Annotated in this window: 21 protein-coding genes and 1 pseudogene; 11 read left to right on the top strand and 11 right to left on the bottom strand. The window is 68.4% G+C overall.

All coding sequences use genetic code 11. The features are described from left to right. Position 1: 1 nt before the first annotated feature. Together E6G06_04230 and E6G06_04225 are read right to left on the bottom strand one after the other, a co-directional pair. Positions 2 to 472 carry a flavin reductase gene (locus tag E6G06_04230; GenBank protein ID TML93044.1) on the bottom strand — a complete coding sequence of 157 codons (471 nt, stop codon included), beginning with the start codon at positions 470 to 472 and terminating at the stop codon, positions 2 to 4. 64 nt (positions 473 to 536) lie between these two features. After that, complete coding sequence (locus tag E6G06_04225) at positions 537 to 2,027, bottom strand: acyl--CoA ligase (protein ID TML92959.1); 1,491 nt, start codon at positions 2,025 to 2,027, stop codon at positions 537 to 539. Positions 2,028 to 2,127: 100 nt separating this feature from the next. Here E6G06_04225 and E6G06_04220 point away from each other — a divergent pair, with 100 nt between their 5' ends. The 4 genes from E6G06_04220 to E6G06_04205 all read left to right on the top strand — a co-directional run bounded on the left by E6G06_04220 (position 2,128) and on the right by E6G06_04205 (position 5,988). Continuing rightward, positions 2,128 to 3,333, top strand: coding sequence for a thiolase (locus tag E6G06_04220; protein TML92958.1), 1,206 nt, complete (start codon positions 2,128 to 2,130; stop codon positions 3,331 to 3,333). Positions 3,334 to 3,362: 29 nt separating this feature from the next. Further along, positions 3,363 to 3,785: a Zn-ribbon domain-containing OB-fold protein gene (locus E6G06_04215; GenBank protein TML93043.1), complete on the top strand. Its 423-nt coding sequence runs from the start codon at positions 3,363 to 3,365 to the stop codon at positions 3,783 to 3,785. A gap of 7 nt (positions 3,786 to 3,792) precedes the next feature. Next, on the top strand, positions 3,793 to 4,644 hold the full coding sequence (locus E6G06_04210; GenBank protein ID TML92957.1) for an alpha/beta hydrolase: 852 nt from the start codon (positions 3,793 to 3,795) through the stop codon (positions 4,642 to 4,644). A 75-nt stretch (positions 4,645 to 4,719) separates the two neighbouring features. Beyond that, positions 4,720 to 5,988, top strand: a complete 1,269-nt coding sequence (locus E6G06_04205) for a nucleotide sugar dehydrogenase (protein TML92956.1) — start codon at positions 4,720 to 4,722, stop codon at positions 5,986 to 5,988. A gap of 5 nt (positions 5,989 to 5,993) precedes the next feature. On the opposite strand, the gene E6G06_04200 is transcribed toward E6G06_04205, so the two are convergent. Together E6G06_04200 and E6G06_04195 are read right to left on the bottom strand one after the other, a co-directional pair. Beyond that, positions 5,994 to 6,653 (bottom strand): class I SAM-dependent methyltransferase, encoded by a 660-nt coding sequence (locus E6G06_04200; GenBank protein TML92955.1) that lies wholly within the window; start codon positions 6,651 to 6,653, stop codon positions 5,994 to 5,996. 93 nt (positions 6,654 to 6,746) lie between these two features. Beyond that, entirely contained in the window at positions 6,747 to 7,382 is a 636-nt protein-coding gene (locus tag E6G06_04195) for a TetR/AcrR family transcriptional regulator (GenBank protein ID TML92954.1), read from the bottom strand. A gap of 164 nt (positions 7,383 to 7,546) precedes the next feature. Between E6G06_04195 and E6G06_04190 the strand changes: the two genes are divergently transcribed. From E6G06_04190 to E6G06_04170, 5 genes and pseudogenes are all read left to right on the top strand, one after another. Beyond that, the gene (locus E6G06_04190) at positions 7,547 to 9,238 is read left to right on the top strand and encodes an ATP-binding cassette domain-containing protein (GenBank protein ID TML93042.1); all 1,692 of its coding nucleotides are present in this window, start codon (positions 7,547 to 7,549) and stop codon (positions 9,236 to 9,238) included. A gap of 32 nt (positions 9,239 to 9,270) precedes the next feature. Next, positions 9,271 to 9,540 (top strand): annotated as a pseudogene (locus E6G06_04185) (class I SAM-dependent methyltransferase). 31 nt (positions 9,541 to 9,571) lie between these two features. Next, positions 9,572 to 10,216, top strand: a complete 645-nt coding sequence (locus E6G06_04180) for a TIGR03085 family protein (protein ID TML92953.1) — start codon at positions 9,572 to 9,574, stop codon at positions 10,214 to 10,216. A gap of 86 nt (positions 10,217 to 10,302) precedes the next feature. Then, positions 10,303 to 10,584, top strand: a complete 282-nt coding sequence (locus tag E6G06_04175; GenBank protein ID TML92952.1) for a hypothetical protein — start codon at positions 10,303 to 10,305, stop codon at positions 10,582 to 10,584. A 40-nt stretch (positions 10,585 to 10,624) separates the two neighbouring features. After that, positions 10,625 to 11,089, top strand: a complete 465-nt coding sequence (locus E6G06_04170) for a cupin domain-containing protein (GenBank protein TML92951.1) — start codon at positions 10,625 to 10,627, stop codon at positions 11,087 to 11,089. Positions 11,090 to 11,164: 75 nt separating this feature from the next. Here E6G06_04170 and E6G06_04165 read toward each other — a convergent pair whose 3' ends face one another. Continuing rightward, the gene (locus E6G06_04165) at positions 11,165 to 11,782 is read right to left on the bottom strand and encodes an HAD family phosphatase (protein ID TML92950.1); all 618 of its coding nucleotides are present in this window, start codon (positions 11,780 to 11,782) and stop codon (positions 11,165 to 11,167) included. On the opposite strand from E6G06_04165, the gene E6G06_04160 reads away from it, so the two are divergent. Continuing rightward, complete coding sequence (locus tag E6G06_04160; GenBank protein TML92949.1) at positions 11,698 to 12,336, top strand: GyrI-like domain-containing protein; 639 nt, start codon at positions 11,698 to 11,700, stop codon at positions 12,334 to 12,336. The two genes, E6G06_04165 and E6G06_04160, sit on opposite strands and share 85 nt — an antisense overlap. An 88-nt stretch (positions 12,337 to 12,424) precedes the next feature. Here E6G06_04160 and E6G06_04155 read toward each other — a convergent pair whose 3' ends face one another. The 4 genes from E6G06_04155 to E6G06_04140 form a co-directional block, all read right to left on the bottom strand. Continuing rightward, entirely contained in the window at positions 12,425 to 13,831 is a 1,407-nt protein-coding gene (locus E6G06_04155) for a hypothetical protein (protein ID TML92948.1), read from the bottom strand. 265 nt (positions 13,832 to 14,096) lie between these two features. After that, complete coding sequence (locus E6G06_04150; GenBank protein TML92947.1) at positions 14,097 to 14,891, bottom strand: hypothetical protein; 795 nt, start codon at positions 14,889 to 14,891, stop codon at positions 14,097 to 14,099. A gap of 31 nt (positions 14,892 to 14,922) precedes the next feature. Next, the gene (locus E6G06_04145) at positions 14,923 to 15,270 is read right to left on the bottom strand and encodes a cupin domain-containing protein (GenBank protein ID TML92946.1); all 348 of its coding nucleotides are present in this window, start codon (positions 15,268 to 15,270) and stop codon (positions 14,923 to 14,925) included. A 300-nt stretch (positions 15,271 to 15,570) separates the two neighbouring features. Then, positions 15,571 to 16,785, bottom strand: coding sequence for an acyl-CoA dehydrogenase (locus E6G06_04140; GenBank protein TML92945.1), 1,215 nt, complete (start codon positions 16,783 to 16,785; stop codon positions 15,571 to 15,573). A gap of 112 nt (positions 16,786 to 16,897) precedes the next feature. On the opposite strand from E6G06_04140, the gene E6G06_04135 reads away from it, so the two are divergent. Then, complete coding sequence (locus E6G06_04135; protein TML92944.1) at positions 16,898 to 17,908, top strand: zinc-binding dehydrogenase; 1,011 nt, start codon at positions 16,898 to 16,900, stop codon at positions 17,906 to 17,908. Between the two features lie 27 nt (positions 17,909 to 17,935). Here the strand turns inward: E6G06_04135 and E6G06_04130 are convergent, their stop codons facing one another. Together E6G06_04130 and E6G06_04125 are read right to left on the bottom strand one after the other, a co-directional pair. After that, positions 17,936 to 19,336 carry an MFS transporter gene (locus tag E6G06_04130; GenBank protein ID TML92943.1) on the bottom strand — a complete coding sequence of 467 codons (1,401 nt, stop codon included), beginning with the start codon at positions 19,334 to 19,336 and terminating at the stop codon, positions 17,936 to 17,938. Positions 19,337 to 19,354: 18 nt separating this feature from the next. Further along, entirely contained in the window at positions 19,355 to 19,603 is a 249-nt protein-coding gene (locus E6G06_04125) for a cold-shock protein (GenBank protein TML92942.1), read from the bottom strand. Positions 19,604 to 19,641: the final 38 nt, after the last annotated feature.

Genomic DNA, 19,641 nt, shown 5'->3' with positions numbered 1-19,641 from the left:
TTCACGGCCGCGGCCCCGGCACGGGCCGGTCGTGGGCGTCGTGTCCGGCCTGCAGGTGTCGCACCTGTCGGGAGGACAGCGGCTCGAAGGGCCCCGCGACTTCGGATCGGAGCGGTTCGAGGACGACGCACACATGGTCGCCTCCGTCATCGAACGCACCGATCCGACGTGCGACCAGGCGGTTGGGGCAGTCGTCGAGGAGTGGGACACCGTCGGGCCCCTCGGTCCACCGGCACCGGCCGAACTTGTCGATCTCGTCGCCGGTCTGCGCGCCGAAGAGGGTGGCCAGCTCCGTGTCGGTCGCCGCGAGCGCGTGCACGGCGAACGTCTCGGCGAAGAGGGCGACGCGAAAGCTGTAGTTGGCCTTGGACAGCCAGACCGCGAAGCGCTCGGGGTCGATGCTGCTCTGGGTGTGAAAGCCCACGAGGCAACCGGCGCGCTCACCGGCCGTCGCGGTCGTCACGACGATCATCGGGTAGTCGAGCTGCGCGATGAGGTCCTTGAACGCTGCCCCGCGGTTCGCCACGCGATCAACACTAAGACGTCGAGAGCTCCGCCCTCAGCTCGCGCCGAAGCAGCTTCCCGGTCTCGTTGTACGGGAGCTCCGTGCGAATCTGGATCTGCGCGGGACGGCGCGAGGAACGAAGGTGCACGTGCACCCAGTCCTGCAGCTCGGCCTCTGTCGCTCGGCCGTCGTCGACGAGGACGACTGCGGCCGCCACGGCCTCGCCCCACTCGTCGTCGGGCACGCCGACCACGGCGGCCTCCGCCACCGAGGGGTGCTCCAGCAACACGTCCTCGATCTCGCCGGGCGAGATGTTCTCGCCGCCTCGCACGATGACGTCGTCGAGCCGACCGTCCACGTACAGATAGCCGGCGTCGTCGAGGCGACCGCCGTCGTTGGTCGGGAACCAGCCGTCGTCGTTCAACGCTCGCTCCCGGCCCAGGTACTCGCCGGACACCTGCTCGCCTCGGACCCAGATCTCGCCGCGCACGCCGGTGGCGACCGGCCGTCCGTCGGCGTCGCGGATCTCGAGCTCGAGGCTCGGCAACGGCTTGCCGACCGAGCCCAACCGGGCGCGTGCCGCCGGCTCGCGGCTGGCGAAGGCCTCGCGGTGGTCCTCCGCGGTGAGCACGGCGACGGTGGAGGACGTCTCGGTGAGCCCGTACGCGTTCACCAGGCCGACATGGGGAAGCAGCGTCATCGCCCGCTCCACCACCGCTGCAGGCATCCGGCCGCCGCCGTAGGAGAGGTGCCGGAGCGCGGGCAGCCCTTCGTCGCGCTCGAGGACGTCGAGAATGCGGCCGAGCATGGTGGGCACGACCATGGCGTGGGTCACCTCCTCGGCGCGGGCCGTCTGCACCCAGGCGGCCGGGTCGAACTGGGACAGGTACACGATCCGCCTGCCGGACCAGACCGAGGTCAGGACCGCGGCGATGCTCGCGACGTGGTACGGCGGAACGCTCACGAGCGCGGCCTCGCCGGGATCGGCGCCGAGGAACTCGACGCTCTCCAGGACATAGGCGGTGAGGTGGCGGTGCCGCAGGACCGCGGCCTTGGGCTCGCCCGTCGTGCCACTCGTGAACAGCAACACCGCGATCGCGTCGGGGTCGGTGGCCTCCGGCGGGGCGGCTCCGACGCGAGCACCGAGCAGGTCGTCGCGGGTGACGAGGTCGAGGCCGGGAACGCCGCCGCCCACCCGCGAGGCCCGCGACGGATCGACGACCGCCACGGCCGGTGCCACGCGCATCAACACCGCGACGAGCTGCGAGTCGGCGAGGCGGTAGTTCAGCGGGACGTAGGGCACCGCCGCCATCGCCGCTCCGAAGAGGCCGACCGGCACCGCTTCCGAGTTGAGGTCGACGGTGACGAGGCGCTCGGCGCCCAGCTCGGCCAGGAGGCACGCGGCCGCCCGGGAGCGCCCGAGCAACTCGGCGTAGCTGAGCGCGCCACGGTCGGGTGAGCTGACCGCGACGCGGTCGCCGAGCGACTCGGCCGCCATCTCGAGCAGCATGGCGATGTTCATCTCGAACCCCCCATGATGCCGCCGAACCGGCGCGCGACGGCGACCGGAGCTACCGTCCGCCGTCGGATGACGACGGCAACCCCCCGAGGGATCTGACGCGATGACGGTCAAGGACCAGGCCGCGGTCGTCGGCGTGGGCTCGACGCCTTACTACAAACGAGGCGAGTCGTGGCCGCAGACCCTGATCGAGATGGCGTGCAAGGCGACCATCACCGCGCTCGACGACGCGGGCCTCACGGTCGACGACCTCGACGGGTTCGCCCTCTACTCGGGCGGGTTCGACACCTCGCTGATCGCGCAGATCCTGGGCGTGCCCGAGGTGCGCTTCACCGCGACGCTCACGGGTGGAGGCGGTGGATCCGCCGGCTCCGTCGGCCTGGCGGCCGCTGCGATCCACGCCGGGATGGCGAACGTCGTCGTCAGCCTGATGACACTTGCGCAGGGAGGGCAGCGGTTCGGCTCGATCTTCGCCCGGAAGGAGACGCGGGTTGCGGCGGGTGGTGGCCCCTACTCCTCGGTCCCGCGCACACCCGAGAACGACTTCCTCGGCCCCTCCGGGCTCGCCGGACCCGGGCAGATGTTCGGGCTGCTCGCCCGCCGGCACATGCACCAGTACGGAACGAAGCGCGAGCACTTCGCCGAGGTCGCCATCTCCACCCGTGACAACGCCATACGACGGTCCACGTCGATCATGCGGACGCCGCTCACGCTCGACGAGTACTTCGAGGCGCGGATGATCGCGGATCCGCTCTGTCTCTACGACTTCTGCCTCGAGTCGGACGGCGCGGTGGCGGTGATCACGACTTCGGCGGAGCGGGCGCGCGACCTGCGCCACCCGCCCGCGTATGTCGTGGGGTCCGCCAACGGCGGTGCAGGACGGTGGGGTCAGGCCATCAGCTGGTTCGGCATGCCCGAGGAGTACTTCGCCTCGTCGGGCCACCGTCCTGTCGCCACGCGCGTCTACGAGATGGCGGGCGTTGGTCCCCGAGACATCGACGTCGCGCTGCTCTACGACCACTTCACACCGATGGTGCTCATGCAGCTGGAGGACTACGGGTTCTGTGCCATCGGTGAGTCCGGCCCGTTCGTCGCCGAGGGAAGCATCCGGTGGCCGAACGGGTCGATCCCGGTCAACACGCACGGAGGCAACCTCTCGGAGGCGTACGTCATCGGGATGACGCACGTGCGCGAGGCCGTCGAGCAGATCCGAGGGACCGCGGTCAACCAGGTCGAGGGGGCGGAGCTCGCGCTCGTCACCGGTGGTCCTGCGTCCATTCCTGTCAGCGCGCTCATCCTGAGGAGGTGACCATCGAACGCACGCGGATCTTTCCCGAGATGCCCGACTTCATGGCCGAGCTCGCGCCCGACCCGTGGACCGAACCGTTCTGGCGGGCTGCCGGCGAGCACCGGCTCGTCGCCCCCCGATGCACCAACTGCGGCACGTTCCGCATGCCGCCCGTGCCCTTCTGCCACACGTGTCGTCACCAGGACGTCGAGTGGGTGGAGCTGTCCGGTCGGGGCACGGTCTTCACGTTCGTCATCACCCGTCGCGCGCTGATCCCCCAGCTCGAGGACGCGGTGCCGAACGTCGTCGCCGTCATCGACCTCGAAGGCGCCCCCGGCTGCCGGCTCGTGAGCAACGTGTTGGAGGTCGACCCCGAAGCCGTCGAGATCGGCCTGCCGGTCGTCGTGGCCTGGGACGACGTCAACGAGACGGTGACGATTCCCCGCTTCGTGCCCGACGAGAGCCGGTCATGATGCGCGGGTGACCGATCTTCGCATCGCGGGCCACGACCTCGAGCTCGCGGCGACCGCGTACGGCGACCCGGCGAACCCTCCGGTCGTGCTGCTGCACGGCGGCGGCCAGACCCGCCACGCGTGGGGCACCGCCGGCAACGCCTTCGCGGCCCGCGGTCGATACGCGCTGTCGGTCGACCTGCGCGGCCACGGCGACAGCCAGTGGGCACCCGACGGCGACTACGGCATGGGCGCCTTCGCGAGTGACGTGCTCGCCGTCTCCGCCGCGCTGCCACAGCGCCCGGCGCTCGTCGGCGCGTCCCTTGGTGGCCTCGCGTCGCTCGTCGCAGTCGGCGAGTCGGACGATCCGGTGGCGACCGCGCTCGTGCTCGTGGACGTCACACCGATGGTGGAGATGGACGGTGCCATGCGCATCCGGAACTTCATGCTCGAGGGCATGGGCGGATTCAAGCGCTTGGAGGATGCCGCGGACGCCATCGCCGCGTACATCCCGAGCCGGCCCCGACCGCGCGACCTCTCGGGACTGCGCAAGAACCTGCGTCAACGCGACGGCAAATGGCACTGGCACTGGGACCCTCGCTTCGTCCGCGGCCGGGACGGCATCGACGGACAGGAAGGGCTCGTCGACCACGACCGCCTCGCCGCGGCGGCACGGCGGGTCAGCGTCCCGACCCTGCTCGTTCGCGGACGGATGAGCGACATCGTCAGCGAGGACGGCGTGCGAGAGCTGCGAGAGCTGATCCCCCACGCGGAGGTCGTCGACGTCGCGGGAGCCGGGCACATGGTGGCCGGCGACCGCAACGACGCGTTCAACGGCTCGGTGACCGAGTTCATCGAACACACCGTGCCCGCGCATTGAGCAGCCCGCACCTTTGCAGAGGTACGGCAACTCGCCGCGAGGGCCGCCTCCACGACGAAGCGCGAGGATAGCGACATGACCGACACGTCCCCGACACGAGTCGTCATCGTGGGTCAGGGCTACGTCGGCCTGCCGCTCGCGATGCGAGCCGTCGAGGTCGGCCATCACGTCGTCGGGTTCGACATCGCCCACGATCGGGTCAAGCGCCTCAGCGGCGGCGAGTCCTTCGTGGAGGACGTGCCTGCCGACGTCCTCGGCGCCGCCCTCGCCACCGGCCGCTACGAGCCCACATCGGAGCCTCGGGGCTGCGCCGGCTTCGACGTCGCCGTCATCACCGTCCCGACCCCACTCCGCGAGGGCGTCCCCGACCTCTCGCACATCGAGGAATCTGCCCGCGTCCTGGCCCGGTTCCTGCGGCCGGGTGCCACCGTCATCCTCGAATCGACCACCTACCCGGGCACCACCGAGGAGCTGGTGCTCCCGATCCTCGAGGAGGGCTCGGGCCTGTCCGCCGGGCGCGACTTCCACATGGGCTACAGCCCGGAGCGCATCGACCCCGGCAACCCGACCTGGAACGTGGTCAACACGCCGAAGGTCGTCTCCGGAATCGACGCCGCCTCACTCGAGGCCGTCAAGGGCTTCTACGACAGCATCGTCGAGCAGACGGTGCCCGTGAGCAGCCCCAAGGAAGCGGAGCTGACCAAGCTGCTCGAGAACACCTTCAGGCACGTGAACATCGCGTTGGTCAACGAGCTGGCGATGTTCGCCAGTGATCTCGGCATCGACGTGTGGGAGGCGATCGACGCCGCCTCCACCAAGCCGTTCGGCTACCTCAGGTTCACACCGGGCCCGGGTGTCGGTGGCCACTGCCTCCCGATCGACCCGAGCTACCTCTCGTGGCGTGTGAAGCGCGCGCTCGGGCAGTCGTTCCGCTTCGTCGAGCTGGCCAACGACGTCAACGACCACATGCCCGACTACGTGGTGAGTCGCCTGACAGTGGCGTTGAACCGCGCACACAAGGCCGTGAACGGGAGCCGCGTGCTGCTGCTCGGGCTCAGCTACAAGAAGAACACCGGCGACGCCCGGGAATCGCCGGCCATGGTCGTCGCCGACCGGCTGCTGGCGCTCGGTGCGGAGGTGAGGGCGGCCGACCCCTACGTCCTTTCCGAGCAGGTCGACCGACGGATCTCGCTGGTCGACGTCTCCGACGATGAGGTGCAAGCTGCCGACGCGGTCGTCGTCCTCACGGATCACGACGCGTTCGACTACGAAGCCTTGGCGCGTGCCCGTTACGTGCTGGACACGAGGAACCGGCTCAAGGGCGACAACGTCGAGCGCCTGTAGCTAGCTCAGATCCGTTTGATCGTCGCGAGCCACGCCGGTGCGCCGTCGTCGTGGTATCTCGTCTGAATCCGGTCTGGTTCGATGGCGACGACATTCCATCCATCGCCGGGGGTGAACGCCGCTCTCAGCTCTTCCTGACTGATGGGGTGCGGGCCGGTATCGGGGCCACCGTCACTGAAGCACAACACATACAGGGTTCCATCGTGCTCGGTCACCGACGCCAGACTCGCCACGTATCCTCGTCGCTCGTCGCGGTCGAAGGTGTGGAACAGTCCGCAGTCCAACACCGTCTCGAACCTGCGCCCCAAACGCTCCAGCTGGAACGCGTCAGCCGCAGCGAACTCAACCTCGATCCCGCGGTCGTCGACCTTCTCTCGGGCGATTGCCAGTGCCGTCTCAGCGACGTCAACGCCCAGAACCGACAATCCCAGCGAGGCGACGTGAAGCGCGTTCTCGCCGGTCCCGCAGCCCGCATCGAGCACCGCTCCGGCGAATCCACGTTCGGATGCCAAACGCACGATTGCCGGCTGCGGCCGGCCAATATCCCAAGGCGCGGGGCCGTCGTGGTACGACGCATCCCAGGGCAGTCCCGTCAGCCGTTCGTGACTGGTTGGGTGCCGGCCACTGAACAGATCGTCAGCGAGGGTTCCTGATCGTTCCGACAACGTCGTCCCCTTCCTGCGACTGATCTGGCCACCCGCATCGTCGCACGGCAATCCACAGGTCTTACAGGTCTTGAAGGTCTTGACGATTCCTCTTCACCGAGATGGGGAGGGCGACGGTGTTGTCGTTGAGATTCCGAGTCGCCGGCGGACGATGTTTCTGGCCATGTCGAGCGCGGCGGGGTCTCCGCGTAGGACGAAATTCGTGTTGGCGGCGAGAATGATGCCGTTCAGTTCGAAGGTGAGTGCGTCCGGGTCCTCGTCGGCGGAGAGCTCGTGTTGTTCGAGTGCGGTGACGACGAACTGGCGGATCAGTGCCGTGAACCCGCCTTGAAACGCGGCGATCTGTTCTTTGACGGGTCCCGGGCGGGTGCCCATCTCGAGAACTGCCCCGGCGAAGAAGCAGCCGCCTGGGAACGTGCGCCGCATGAGGTGGTCGAAGAAGGCGTCGCACACTGCGACGAGCTGAGCGACCCCCGGCGCGGCGGCGAGTGCCGGTTCGATGACCTCGGCTTGGAAGATCCGTCCCGCTTCCTCCACAGTGGCGAGCAGGAGATCTTGTTTCGAGCCGAAGTGGGCGTAGATGCCGCTCTTGCTCATGTCGAGCGCACCCGCGAGGTTGCCGATCGAGAGGCCCTCGAGTCCGTCGAGGGTCGCGAGGGACACGGCTTCGCGCACGATCGCTTCGCGGGTGCGTTCTCCGTCGGCGCGCGGCTTCCGCTGGTCGGGCACGTTGACACGATAGCACGATCGGTCGTACTATCTTGAAAACACGAACGGTCGTGCTTTTTCACTGTCAAGGCGGGTGTGTGACCACCCGAGGAGGAACCGTGACCGTGACCGTAGGCCACGAGAAGGTCGGAATCGCACCGTTCGACGGGACGACCGAAGCCACGATGACCTCGACCGCCGGCGTCCCCCACCGGGGCGTGCGCATCGACGTCAACGAGGTGTCCCGGCGGATCCGGGTCCGCCACCGGGGCGAGCTGACACTCCTCGAAGACGTGTCCTTCACGCTCTCGGCCGGTGAGCTCGTCGCGATCGTCGGATCCAGCGGCGCCGGCAAGACAACGCTGCTGGAGGCGATCGCCGGCATCGCCCCGGCATCCTCGGGGTCGGTGTCCTTCGACGGCGTCGACCTGCACGCCAACCTGGGGGCATTCCGCAGCGTGCTCGGCTACGTGCCACAGGAAGACATCATCCACGCCGACCTTCCTCTCCAACGCACGCTCCGCTACGCAGCGCGGCTCCGGCTCCCGTCGTCGGCGACCGCGGCCGAGGTCGACGACGCGGTCCGTGACGCGACCGACGCCGTGGGCTTGACCGGGCAAGAAGACGTCCGGGTCGGCTCGCTGAGCGGCGGGCAGCGCAAGCGCGCCAGCATCGCCGTCGAGCTGCTCACCGATCCGCACGTCTTCTTCCTGGACGAACCGACGTCCGGCCTCGACCCGGTCACCAGCGCGGAGCTGATCGCCCACCTGCGCCGGCTTGCCGATCGGTCGGCGACGGTCGTGTTCACCACGCACTCGCTCGACGACCTCGCCTTGTGCGATCGCATCGTGTTCATGACGCGAGGTGGGCGAGTGGGGTTCGTCGGGACCGTCGACGATGCGTTCGAGCAGTTCGGAGTCAGCTCGGTCCCCGAGCTGTACCGTCGCTTGGCCGACCCGGACGGCACCACCTTCGCAGCCGCCACGGCCGCTGCCGTACCTGCGCACGGCGCCCCTGCCCGAGACGTGATCAGGCGACCATTGGCGAGCGGGCTCACGCAGTGGGGTGTCCTCACGCGCCGGACGCTCGAGACGTTCGTGCGCAACCGCTTGACGCTCGCGATCCTGGTGGGGTCACCCGCGCTGGTCGTCGGCATGTTCGCCATCCTCTTCCGGCCCGGCGCGTTCGACTTCCAGGACCCGAGCCCGAGCTCGATGGTGATGATCGGCTTCTGGGTCGTCTTCGCCGCCTTCTTCTTCGGGCTCACCTACGGCTTGCTCCAGATTTGCACCGAGCGAACGATCCTGCGTCGCGAGCGCCTCGTCGGCCTGCGGCTCGGTGCGTACGTCGCGTCGAAGGTGACGATCCTCGTGCCGTTCCTCCTCTTCGTGGTTGTGGCGATGCTGGCTGTGCTTCGCCTGCTGGACCGCCTACCCAGTCGCTCACTGTCGACGTACGCCTCGATCGGGTTCGGACTGCTGCTGTGCGCGGTCGCGGCCCTCGGCCTGGGCCTGCTCACCTCCGCCGCGGTCGGAAACGTCGCGCAGGCGACGCTCGCCCTGCCGATGTTGTGCTTTCCTGCCGTGTTGTTCTCCGGTGCCATCCTCCCGGTGCACCTCATGGCACGAGCCGGCGCGGCCCTGAGCGTGGCGATCCCATCGCGCTGGGCCTTCGAGGCCATCGGTCACGACCTCGGGGCGCGCCGCATCCTCGCTCAGGGCGGCTCGCCACTCGGGCGTCCGCTGCTCGCGTCGTACGGCGACGCGGGCACACTGTCCACCGGCACCTACTGGGCAGTCCTCGTAGCGTTCGCGGTCGTGTTCCTGGTCGCCACCTGGGGTGTGCTCGTGCGCAGCACACGCAGATCGATGCGCTGAACGCCCCGCGCCGTGGACGAGACTCTCGTCCTACGAATCTGCAGGACCTCGACGACGACACCTTTGACATCGTCGTGAGCATCTTTGGCGCGATGTTCGCGCCAAGACCGTTTGACGTGGCCAAAGAAATGGTGCGCGTGACCCGCTCTGGCGGCCGGATCGTCATGGGGAACTGGGTTCCCAACGATCCGACACTGGTGGCACAGACCTTGAAGATCAGCGCCTCATACTCGCCCCCACGGCCGGAAGGATTCATCAGCCCCATGACGTGGGGGGTTGAGAGCAACGTCATCGAGCGGTTCGCCGTGGCGCGGGCGTCGGTAGAGTCCGGCGATGGCGGAACCCCCGTTCGATGCGCAGGAGCGGCTTGGGTTGTGCGTTCTCCTCGCCGAGCTCGGGCCCTTCGTTCCCACGCTCCTCGAAGGTTGGACTGCGAACGATCTCGCCGCTCACATCGTGTTGCGAGAACGCGACCTCATCGCCGGCCCTTGCATCGTTCTTCCTGGCGCCTTCCAGCGGTTCGCCGAGAGGCGCAGGGCCAGACTCGCGGAGAGCAAGGACTTCGCGTCGCTGGTCACGCGGATCCGCTCTGGTCCTCCCCTCGGGTTCTTCCGCATCGGATGGGTCCGGTCCGTCCCAAACCTGAACGAGTTCTTCGTTCACCACGAGGACTTGCGCAGAGCGAACGAGCTGGGACCCCGTGCCCTGGCGCCCGTGCTGGAGGCCGCCTTGTGGCGAAACGTGCGTCGAAGCAGCCGGTATCTGACTCGGCGTCTACGCGACGCCGGGCTCGACATGGAGTGGCCTGCGACCGGCGAGCGGATGACCGTTCGGCCGGGCGAGCCCAGAGCTCGACTCAGCGGTCCTCCGGGCGAGCTCCTCTTGTATGTCTTCGGGCGCCGGACCGCGGCGCAGGTCGAGGTGAGCGGATCACCGGAGGCTGTCGCGGCCGTGCAGCGCACGCACCTGGGCATGTGAGACCACCCTGCCGCGCGCGAGGCTCGGCGTGGGCCGCGTCTGCAAAGCTGCGGAGGTAGGACCAGTCGAGTCAGGAGGAGAGCCCAATGCATGCGGTTGTGATCACAGTCGGCATCGAGCCCGGGAAGGCCGACGAGGCGACGGCGATCCTGCACAACCAGGTCGTGCCCGACGTGAAGGCGACCCCGGGGTTCGTCAGCGGCACTTGGGCGCGGTCGGAGGACGGGACCAACGGGCACAGCCTCGTCCTCTTCGAGAACGAGGAGACGGCGAAGGCGGCCCTGGCCCAGGCCAAGCAGGGTCCGCCCCCTGGCGCACCCGTGAAGATCCTCTACGCCGAGGTGTACGAGGTCCTCGCCCAAGCCTGACCGATCATGTGCGTCGTCGCTTGCAGGCCTGGGAGTATCCGTGTCTGACGAACCGTACGTGCTTCAGCCAGGCGAGGGGCGTGCTATCGACCTCGGTAACTTCCTGATGTCAGTTAAAGCGACTGCCGAGGACACGAGCGGCGCTTTTACGCTTCTCGAAGCGACGGAGCCACGTAACTTCGGCCACCCGATGCACATCCATCGCGATGCGGCGGAAGCCTTCTACGTGTTGGAAGGCGAGTACATCATCTTCATCGGCGACCGAGAAGTTCGCGCTCCAGCGGGATCGTTCGTGCACATACCGGTCGGTGCGGTGCACGGGTTTCGCGTGGGTTCATCACCGAGCAGGAAGCTCAACTTGTATGTTCCACAAGCCATGGTGGGCTACTTCGACGAGCTCGCGGCGGCCATTCGTGAGGGCGACGTTAGCGACGAGAAGCTCGGAGCGATTGCCGAGCGGTACGGGGTGGAGGTCCTCGGTCCCGTGCCCGAGGGCTACGTCTGACCGCTCCGAACTGGCCGCTCGGCGCTCGCGGATCACTGGGCAATCTGGCGCGACGTAGTAGCTGGCCTCTGTCGGCTATCCCTCAGGAAGAAGGTCCACCGCCATGAGGCACCGCCGCGCCTCATCCACTCCGACGGCCTGCATGGCGTGAAACCCTGCGGCACGGGCGCCTTCGACATTGATTGCATTGTCGTCGAGGAACAAGACGCGATCGCGTGGACGATCGAGAAGCTGCGCCGTCCGGTCGAAGATTTCGCGGTCAGGCTTCACGTAACCCATCTGGAACGACAGGAACCGAAAGTCGAAGGCGCTGAGCAGTTCCCAGCGGTTCTCGTGGTCGGTCCAGTGCAGCGCGTTCGTATTGCTCAGGCATCCGACCTTCACCTTGTTCCGGGCCTCGCGGACGAGCACGTCCGCTCCGGCGAGTGGTCCGCCTAGCCACGAACGAAAGGAATGCAAGAACGCATCAGGAGTGATCGGGAGCGCCCAGTCCCCAACGACGCCCTCGGCAAACTGTTCGGCAGAGCAACTCCCGCGTTCGAACGTGCGGACCCAGCGGCAGCCCAGCCAACGGCGCCAAATCTCGTCGTCGTGTTCGATTCCGGACAGTGACTTCATCGGTTGGACGCCACCGAAATCGAACAGCACACCGCCCAGATCGAACAGCACGACCTCGATCGCGGGCTCAGGCATCGAGCGATCGTACCCGCCGGCGAACCCGCCCGAACTCAAGCCGCTCGGCCGTCCCGGCGGATCCTAGGATCGACTCTTGGAGGACGAGGAGGAACGTCGATTTGGCCGATGTCCGAGTGCTGACAGTCGAGGCTTCGCCAACCGCCGTAATTCGAGCCGCGACGACCTGGCAGGAGTTTCCTGCGCTTTGGCGCACGATGCTCGACCAGGTCTGGCGCTTCCTGCGCGACGCGCCAGGCGATCTGAGCAAGGACGGTCACAACGTCATGCTCTACGAGGACGACCTGCCAACCGTTGAGGTTGGCGTGCAGGTCAACGGGCCGTTCGAGCCTCACGGCTCGGTGGTTCCATCGATTCTCCCAGGAGGTCTCGTCGCCACCGCGACGCATACCGGCCCGATCGGACAGCTCGGCGAGACGCACGAGTCGGTGTGCGCATGGTGTGCTCAGCACGGCTACGAGATCACGCGCGTTCGCTGGGAGATCTACGGCGATCCCGATCCCAACACGGGCGACTTTGCCGTCGCCGTGTTTTGGGCGCTCGCCACCGAGTAGCCGCGCCAGAACTGGTGGCGCTCGGTGAGCCGCCCCGGTCCGAGAGAGCCTCGGGGTTGTCGTGCTCGAGGCGCGGGAGTCGAGCAGCTCACCTGACCGCGGCCGTCTGCAACCGCTCCGCGTTTGCGAGGGCGGGCTCCATGTGTTCGAGCCAGCTACCGAGTGCCGCCTGCACGCGCGGGTCGCCTAAGTGTTCGTTCATACCCCGCGTCGTGTTGAGCCGGCAGGTCGCCAACCAGGCAGCCAGGTCGGGCTCCTCGAGCATCTGGGTGATGACACGGAAGCCGCGCTCGAACACGCTGATCCAGTCGATCGATTTGCTGGGGTAGGCGGTCGGCGGGCAGAGCCGGTTCTTGTCGGTGTCGGTGTCGGTGTCCCGGGCCGCCTCGACGAAGCCGATCAACGCAGCGTTGAAGGTCGTGAAGCCGCCCATGAGTGACTGGGGCGTGATTCGCCCGTCGTCGAAGATGGGACGTGGCGGCGTCGCCCGCAGCCCGTACGCGGTGCAATCGACGTGGACAGTGCCGCGATCAGTCGGGACCTCGCCCTCGTCGAGCACGATCCGGCCGGTCTCGATGCGACGTACCCGTCCCCGCCGAACGACCCGCTCGATTTGCTTGAGGCTCTGGTGCTCAGCCGGGCTGACGATTGCGCCGCGGAACATCGTCGGCTCGACGGCCGGATCGAGGCGAAGGAGTTGGCCGCACGCCTCGAGCCGGCGGAAGAGATCGTCGACATTCTCGGCGTCGGCGAGGGACTGCAGCACCAGTGAGAGGCTCTCGACGGTCGAGGCGACCAGATCGAGCGGCTGAAAGGACGACCGGTTCATCAGCCAGGCGTCCCGTGGACGGACCCAGCGGATCTTGTCGGGGTCGACATTGTTATCGAGCAGGAAGCTGCACGCGTCCATGCCCGTCTTTCCGGCGCCGAGCACGGTGAACCCCGAGGGCGGTTCGGTGACGTGGACGAGCTCGCCGACCGGGATCAGCTTCACGCCCTCACCGACAGTGAACTCGGGCGTGTGCGTCGCCGGCACCGACGTCTCGACGTAGGTGGCGTCGACGATCTTCCGGCGCACCCGCACCGTTGTCGTCCCGCCGGTGAGCCGGGACCTGAAGGAGTGTTCGCCCGCGTGATGCCCGACGTAGTCGCACTGCCCGAAGAAGCGGACCTGACCTGAGCCCACGAGCTGCTCGTCGAGCACGCGCCGGAAGTAGTCGCAGATCTCCACGCCGGTCGCGCGCTCGTAGAACCCGGCGTTCGGTCCGGCGGCGTCGATCGTCTCGGTACCCAACGGTCGCGAGTTGACGCCATACGTCGCCGACGGCTGGTGGAGCCGAACGAAGGGATAGGCGTCGTTCCAGTGACCCCCCGGGTTGTGGCGCCGGTCCACTATCACGACATCGACGTCGGCATCCGCGACCAGCGCGTCGGTGAACGCCATCCCCGACGCGCCTGCGCCGATCACCAGGTACTCGGTCTCGATCTCGGCCACTCCTGCCTCCCCTGTCGCTGCTTTCTACCGTCATCGGAGTCTCGTTTGCCCGCCGCGCTGTACCGCGAGCAGGGCGGGAGACCTCACCCTCCGCGACGTCACCCGAGCGGTGGTGCTCCAGCTGCAAACGACGAGCACGAAGGGTCAGACGCTTCCCGCCACGGGCGCCGTGCGGCCGACGTCGGCCCCCTTGGTCATCTCGACCACCGGGGAGAGGGTGTGTGCACCGCCGGCCTCGCGGGGACGGTGTCGCTGCGCCATGCCGTCAGCAGTTGTCGAGCAGTTGACGGATCCAATCGCTGGATGCTGTAGCCGCGACGGTCTTGCCGTTCGCATCGACGTCGGTCGGACTCGCGCCGTGTCTTAGTAGCAAGGCGATGATCCGGCGCTGTTCGTCCTTGGCCGCCTCCGAGCCAGACTCGCTGCGGCCCGTGTTCTGGACGGCAAGGTGCAGCGGGGTCGACCCGCTCTTGTTCGTCAGCCGCGGATCGGCGCCGTTCTCGATGAGGGCGCTGACCGCGTCCGAGCTTCGAGTCCGAACGGCTCGGTGCAGCGGCGCTACACCGCTCTTGTCCTTGGCGTCAGGGCGCGCACCTGCTTCGATGAGGTAAGTGATCACGTCGCGCTGCGCAATCGGATCCCAGAAGTCCGTACCGGGACTCCCGTCTGCGGCGTAGTGGAGCGGTTCTGCTCCCCTTCGGTTGCGAGCGCGAACGTCTGCACCTTGCGCGACGAGCGACTCGGCGACTTCTCGTTGATGCGCGGCAGCAGTTACATGTAGCGCCGTGTCACCCGCATAGACGTAGTGACGAATCTCGGGCAGGAAGTACCTGTCGGGATCTTGGCGGGTCGCGCCGATACGAATCGGACGGGTGGCGAGACCGGGCGCTTGCTTTAGCCGTCGCGCGATCGTGAGCTGATCACGCGAGGCGATCGCGCCGAAGAGCGAAAGCAGTGCCCCGTCGTCTGACCCGTCGAGCCGTCGACTTGTCTTCGTCACTCGCACAGCTTGCCCGATCCGGCAGCGCGGAGCGTCAGTTCCGCGTGCGAGCGTCGACACTCATACTGGCTCCTGTTACCGAGCGCGCCTGCTATTCGGAAGACCGGACGACATCGACCGAGATCTCCACCGCCGGAACCGTTCCTCTGTTCTCAAGCCAGTGTCTGGTGTACCGATCCTCGGGCCAGCCCACGCCCGGCCCGTACTCCGTAGCGACGCTATTTCGATGATCAGTGATCGTTCCTTGCAGGATGTAGACCACGCCTGGTCTATCGATATGGTCGTGAACCGGGCCGAAGACGGCTCCAGGCTCGAAGGTGAACATCCGCATTCGAAGTTCGCGCCCTGTCATGCCCTCGATCTCAGGGCCAAGGTCAACAGTTGCGAGTAGCGCCGCCGTAACACCCTGCGTGTCTGGTGCTGCCTGTTCATTGCTCATCGTGCTCACCTCTCTGCACCGGCCTCGCGGTCGTGATCGCCCAGCGCATATCAGTTACCGCGCAGGCGAGTGAGATCCTTGCCTCCTCCACCGTCCGCGACCTCACCGTCGGCTCCACGATCACCTACGAAGCACGCGGCGAACACGAACTCAAAGGCGTCCCCGGCGCGTGGACGATTCTCGCCGCGCGGACCTGAGAACTCGCGCCACGGCGCGCCAGATCTGCCGCTCTCTCGCACTCCTCGAGGGGCGCGTGGCGATCCACCGGTATGAACGGCCTGCGCCCGAAGACGCGCCGATCTACTGAACGTGCACGCCGGAGATGGCCCGCGAGACGATCAGCCGCTGGATCTCGCTGGTGCCTTCGAAGATCGTGTAGATCTTGCTGTCGCGGTGCCAACGCTCGACCGGGTACTCGCGCACGTAGCCGTAGCCGCCGAGGATCTGGATCGCCTGCTCGGTGACCCAGACCGCGGTCTCACCCGCGAACAGCTTCGACATCGAGCCCTCACCGTTCTCGAAGGTCTTGCCCGCGCTCGCCATCCACGAGGCGCGGCGCACCAGCAGGCGGGCCGCGTCGATGTGCGTCTTCATGTCGGCGAGCTTGAAGGCGATGCCCTGGTTCTCGATGATCGCCCGGCCGAACTGCTTGCGCTCCTTGGCATACTCGAGCGAGTACTCGAAGGCCGCACGCGCGATGCCCACCGCCTGGGCGCCGACGGCAGGCCGTGACGCCTCGAACGTCGCCATCGCGGCCTGCACGCGCGAGCTCTTGCCCTCACGAGCGCGGGCGAGGCGCGCGTCGAGCCTGTCCTTGCCACCGAGCAGGCAGCTCCCGGGCACCCGGCAGTCCTCGAGGATGACCTCGGCGGTGTGCGACGCGCGGATGCCCATCTTCTTGAACTTCTGGCCCTGACGGATGCCCTTCGTGCCGGGGGGAACGACGAAGCTGGCGTGGCCGCGCGAGCCCAGGTCGGGCTCCACCGACAGCACGAGCACGTGCACGTCGGCGATGCCGCCGTTGGTGATCCAAGTCTTGGTGCCGTTGAGCACCCACTCGTCCTTCGCCTCGTCGTAGACCGCACGGCTCCGCAGCGAGCTCACGTCGGAGCCCGCGTCGGGCTCGCTCACGCCGAACGCTGCCAGCTGGATCTTCTCGGGCGTGCCGAAGCACTGCGGCATCCACTCGGCCACCTGCTCGGGCGTGCCGTTGGCGAAGATGCCCGCGACGCCGAGGGTGGTGCCGAAGATCGACAGCGCGATGCCGGCGTCGCCCCAGGCGAGCTCCTCACTGACGATCGGAAGCAGCTGGCCCGTGGGGTCGCCGAACATGTTGGCCACGAAGTCGAGCGAGTAGAGCCCGATGTTGGCGGCCTCCTGGATGATCGGCCACGGCGTCTCCTCCCGCTCGTCCCACTCGTGGGCCGCGGGGCGCACCACCGTCTCCGCGAAATCGTGCACCCACTTCTCGATCTGGAGCTGGTCCTCGTTGAGATCGAGAGAGAACTCGGGCATCGCTACGCCACCTCCACGAAGCGTTCAGGAACCTGAACCGACGAAGTTACCGAACGGTAACATAGCCCGAGGAGTTGGGAAAGAAACCCGCCCGCCCGTACGCTCCGCCGCCATGCGGGCGCTGGCCTACGGGGCGGACGGCAGCTTCGCCGTCGTGGATCGGCCCGACCCCGAGCCGGGCCCTGGCATGGTGGTCGTCGCAGTCGAGCGCTGCGGCATCTGTGGGAGCGACCTCCATCTGAAGGCGTCGCGACTGTTGCCGGCGGGTGCGGTGATCGGGCACGAGTTCGCGGGCACGATCGCCGCCACGGGCGACGGCGTCGCCGGCCGGCGGGTCGGCGACCGGGTTGCGGTGCTGCCGATGGCGCGCTGCGGCACGTGCGACCCGTGCCGCCGGGGCACCGACCAGCTGTGCCTCGACCAGGCGCGCACCGCGCTCGGCCTCGGGTTCAACGACGGCGCCTTCGCCGAGTACGTGGCCACCGACGCGTCTGCGTGCTTCTCGATGCCCGACACGATGACCGTCGAACAGGGAGCGCTGGTCGAGCCCTACGCGGTGGGCCTCCATGCCGTGCGACGGTCGCGTGCGGGCGCGGGCAGCACCGTCGGGATCATCGGCGCGGGTCCCATCGGCCTCATGACCCTCGCCGCCCTGCGGCGCGAAGGGGTCGACCACGTCGTGGTGGCGGAACGCAGCGACCGGCGGGCCGAGGTGGCGGCGCGCCTCGGCGCCGAGGTCGTGCTCGGCGACGCCAACCGCCTCTCGACCGCGTTCGGCCCCCTCGATGTGGTGTTCGAGTGCGCGGGCACCGCCGCCACGCCACAGGTCGCGCTCAACGAGGTGCGGTCCGGGGGCGAGGTCGTGCTCGTCGGCGTCGCCGGCCCGATGGACCCGATCTCGCTGCTGGGCATTCCATGGGTGGTCAAGGAAGTCGACTTCCACCCGTGCTTCGCATACACGACCGAGGAGTTCGGCGAGGCCGTCGACGCGGTCGCGGCCGGCGCGCTGGACGCGGCGTCGCTCGCGTCCGACGTCCGACCGCTGGACGCGGCAGACGCGGCGTTCACCGAGCTGGTGCAACCCGATGGCCCGGTGAAGGTCCTCCTCGCGCCCGGGGGCTAGCGGGCCGGCGGCCGACCCTTTTGGCCTTCACGCGTTCCTGCCGATCATGGCCACACACAGCGCCATCACCGCGGCACCGACGAGGAACGGCGACGGTGCACCGAGCCGTTCGAACGCGAGGCCTCCCCACACCGGCCCCACCACGCGGGCCAGCCCGTTGGCCGACTGCTGCACGCCGAGGACGCGGCCCCGGCGCTCCCGGCCGGCGCGTCCTGCGAACGAAGCGGTGAGCGACGGCATCACCAGCCCCTGGCCGACGACGAGCGCGAGCAGCGCCGGCACCAGCAGGAGCCACGAGTGCACGGCCGCGAGCAGGAGGAGGCCGGCCGCGTTGGCGAGGAGACCTGCGCGGAGGGTGCCGCGCTCCCCGAGCCGCTCCACGACCGGTTGCACGAGTGATGCCTGCACCAACGCCAGCACCACGCCGATGCCGACGAACACCGCTCCCGCCGACGTGAGCTGGAGGTGGAGGCGCTCACGCCCGAAGAGGGTGAACGTCGCCTCGAACGCGCTGAACGCGGCCAGCGAGACGAAGGCGACCAGGAGCAGCCGGGTCATGTCAGAGGCGGAGTGGGCGGGCGGAGCGGCCGTGCGGGAGGACAGACGGGGCGTGAGCGCGGCGGCCTCGTCCTCCAGCCCGGTCTCGCGCATCCAACCGGCCTCCTCGGCCACGGTCCGACGCAGATGCCGGGCGTTGGTCTCCGGCAACCGTCGCACCGCGACCACCGCGTTGACGCCGGCGATGGCCGCGGCGATGAGGAACGGGAGCCGCCGATCGCCGAGCGCGGCGAGCGAGCCGATGGCGGGACCGGCCACGAACCCCAGCCCGAACGCGGCGCCGAGGAGCCCGAAGAGCCGGGGCCGCTGCTCGGCGGGGGCGAGGTCGGCCACCGCGGCCTGGGCCACCGACACGCTCGCGCCCGAGATGCCGTCGAGCACCCGGCCCACGAGCAGCACAAGCAGCGAGCCCGCCAGCCCGGTCAGCAGGCTGCCCACCGCGGTGCCGGCGAGCGACAGCACCAGGACCGGCTTGCGGCCCACCCGGTCGGACAGCCGCCCCCAGACCGGTGCGAACACGAACTGGGCCAGGGAGAAGGAGGCGAGCAGCACGCCCACCACCGCGGGGCTGGCACCGAACCGGCGGTCGCTCGCGTAGAGCGGCAGCAGGGGGAGCACGATGCCGAACCCCACGAGATCCAGCGCGACGGTGGTCCAGATGGTGGTGAACCCGGGCGGGAGGGGCGCCCTGCTGGAGGTCCGGGCCCGGCGCCGCACCGGGACAGGCAACGGCGCGCTCGCGTCGGGCGTCAAATCCGCGCCGGCAGGTCGCACGCTACGTGGCGCCGAGCCACTCTGCGGCACAGCCGGCCCATTGCCTGTCGGGCCGCAGACGCGCCGCAGGGCCGCCCGAGGGCGGCCCCGCGACAACGGATCTTCGAGGAACGGCTAGAGCGGACGAACGTTCGCCGCCTGCAGGCCCTTCGGCCCCTGGTTCACATCGAACTCCACCTGCTCACCCTCGTCGAGGGTGCGATAACCGGGTTTCTGAATGGCGCTGAAGTGCACGAACACATCGGCGCCATCCGACTGCGAGATGAACCCGAAGCCCTTGTCTGCGTTGAACCACTTCACGGTACCGGTCGCCACTTTGGCGATCCCCCTTGTTTGACTGACTGGGAGGCGAGGGGACTGCATGCCGTGCCTACCGTTGCCGTGCTTGCATCTTCGGAGCG

The organism is Actinomycetota bacterium (assembly GCA_005888325.1).
GTDB lineage: Bacteria > Actinomycetota > Acidimicrobiia > Acidimicrobiales > AC-14 > AC-14.
The sequence above is the reverse complement of the archived record's forward strand: the minus strand, read 5'-3'. Positions and strand labels throughout refer to the sequence as shown.

What these genes read in the sequence shown, in the direction of transcription:
- E6G06_04175 (TML92952.1), top strand. Translation starts at nt 10,303, where the DNA reads ATGCATGCGGTTGTGATCACAGTCGGCATCGAGCCCGGGAAGGCCGAC.
- E6G06_04190 (TML93042.1), top strand. Translation starts at nt 7,547, where the DNA reads ATGACCTCGACCGCCGGCGTCCCCCACCGGGGCGTGCGCATCGACGTC.
- E6G06_04145 (TML92946.1), bottom strand. Translation starts at nt 15,270, where the DNA reads ATGAGCAATGAACAGGCAGCACCAGACACGCAGGGTGTTACGGCGGCG.
- E6G06_04135 (TML92944.1), top strand. Translation starts at nt 16,898, where the DNA reads ATGCGGGCGCTGGCCTACGGGGCGGACGGCAGCTTCGCCGTCGTGGAT.
- E6G06_04140 (TML92945.1), bottom strand. Translation starts at nt 16,785, where the DNA reads ATGCCCGAGTTCTCTCTCGATCTCAACGAGGACCAGCTCCAGATCGAG.
- E6G06_04215 (TML93043.1), top strand. Translation starts at nt 3,363, where the DNA reads ATGCCCGACTTCATGGCCGAGCTCGCGCCCGACCCGTGGACCGAACCG.
- E6G06_04205 (TML92956.1), top strand. Translation starts at nt 4,720, where the DNA reads ATGACCGACACGTCCCCGACACGAGTCGTCATCGTGGGTCAGGGCTAC.
- E6G06_04165 (TML92950.1), bottom strand. Translation starts at nt 11,782, where the DNA reads ATGCCTGAGCCCGCGATCGAGGTCGTGCTGTTCGATCTGGGCGGTGTG.
- E6G06_04225 (TML92959.1), bottom strand. Translation starts at nt 2,027, where the DNA reads ATGAACATCGCCATGCTGCTCGAGATGGCGGCCGAGTCGCTCGGCGAC.
- E6G06_04220 (TML92958.1), top strand. Translation starts at nt 2,128, where the DNA reads ATGACGGTCAAGGACCAGGCCGCGGTCGTCGGCGTGGGCTCGACGCCT.
- E6G06_04180 (TML92953.1), top strand. Translation starts at nt 9,572, where the DNA reads ATGGCGGAACCCCCGTTCGATGCGCAGGAGCGGCTTGGGTTGTGCGTT.
- E6G06_04230 (TML93044.1), bottom strand. Translation starts at nt 472, where the DNA reads ATGATCGTCGTGACGACCGCGACGGCCGGTGAGCGCGCCGGTTGCCTC.
- E6G06_04125 (TML92942.1), bottom strand. Translation starts at nt 19,603, where the DNA reads ATGCAGTCCCCTCGCCTCCCAGTCAGTCAAACAAGGGGGATCGCCAAA.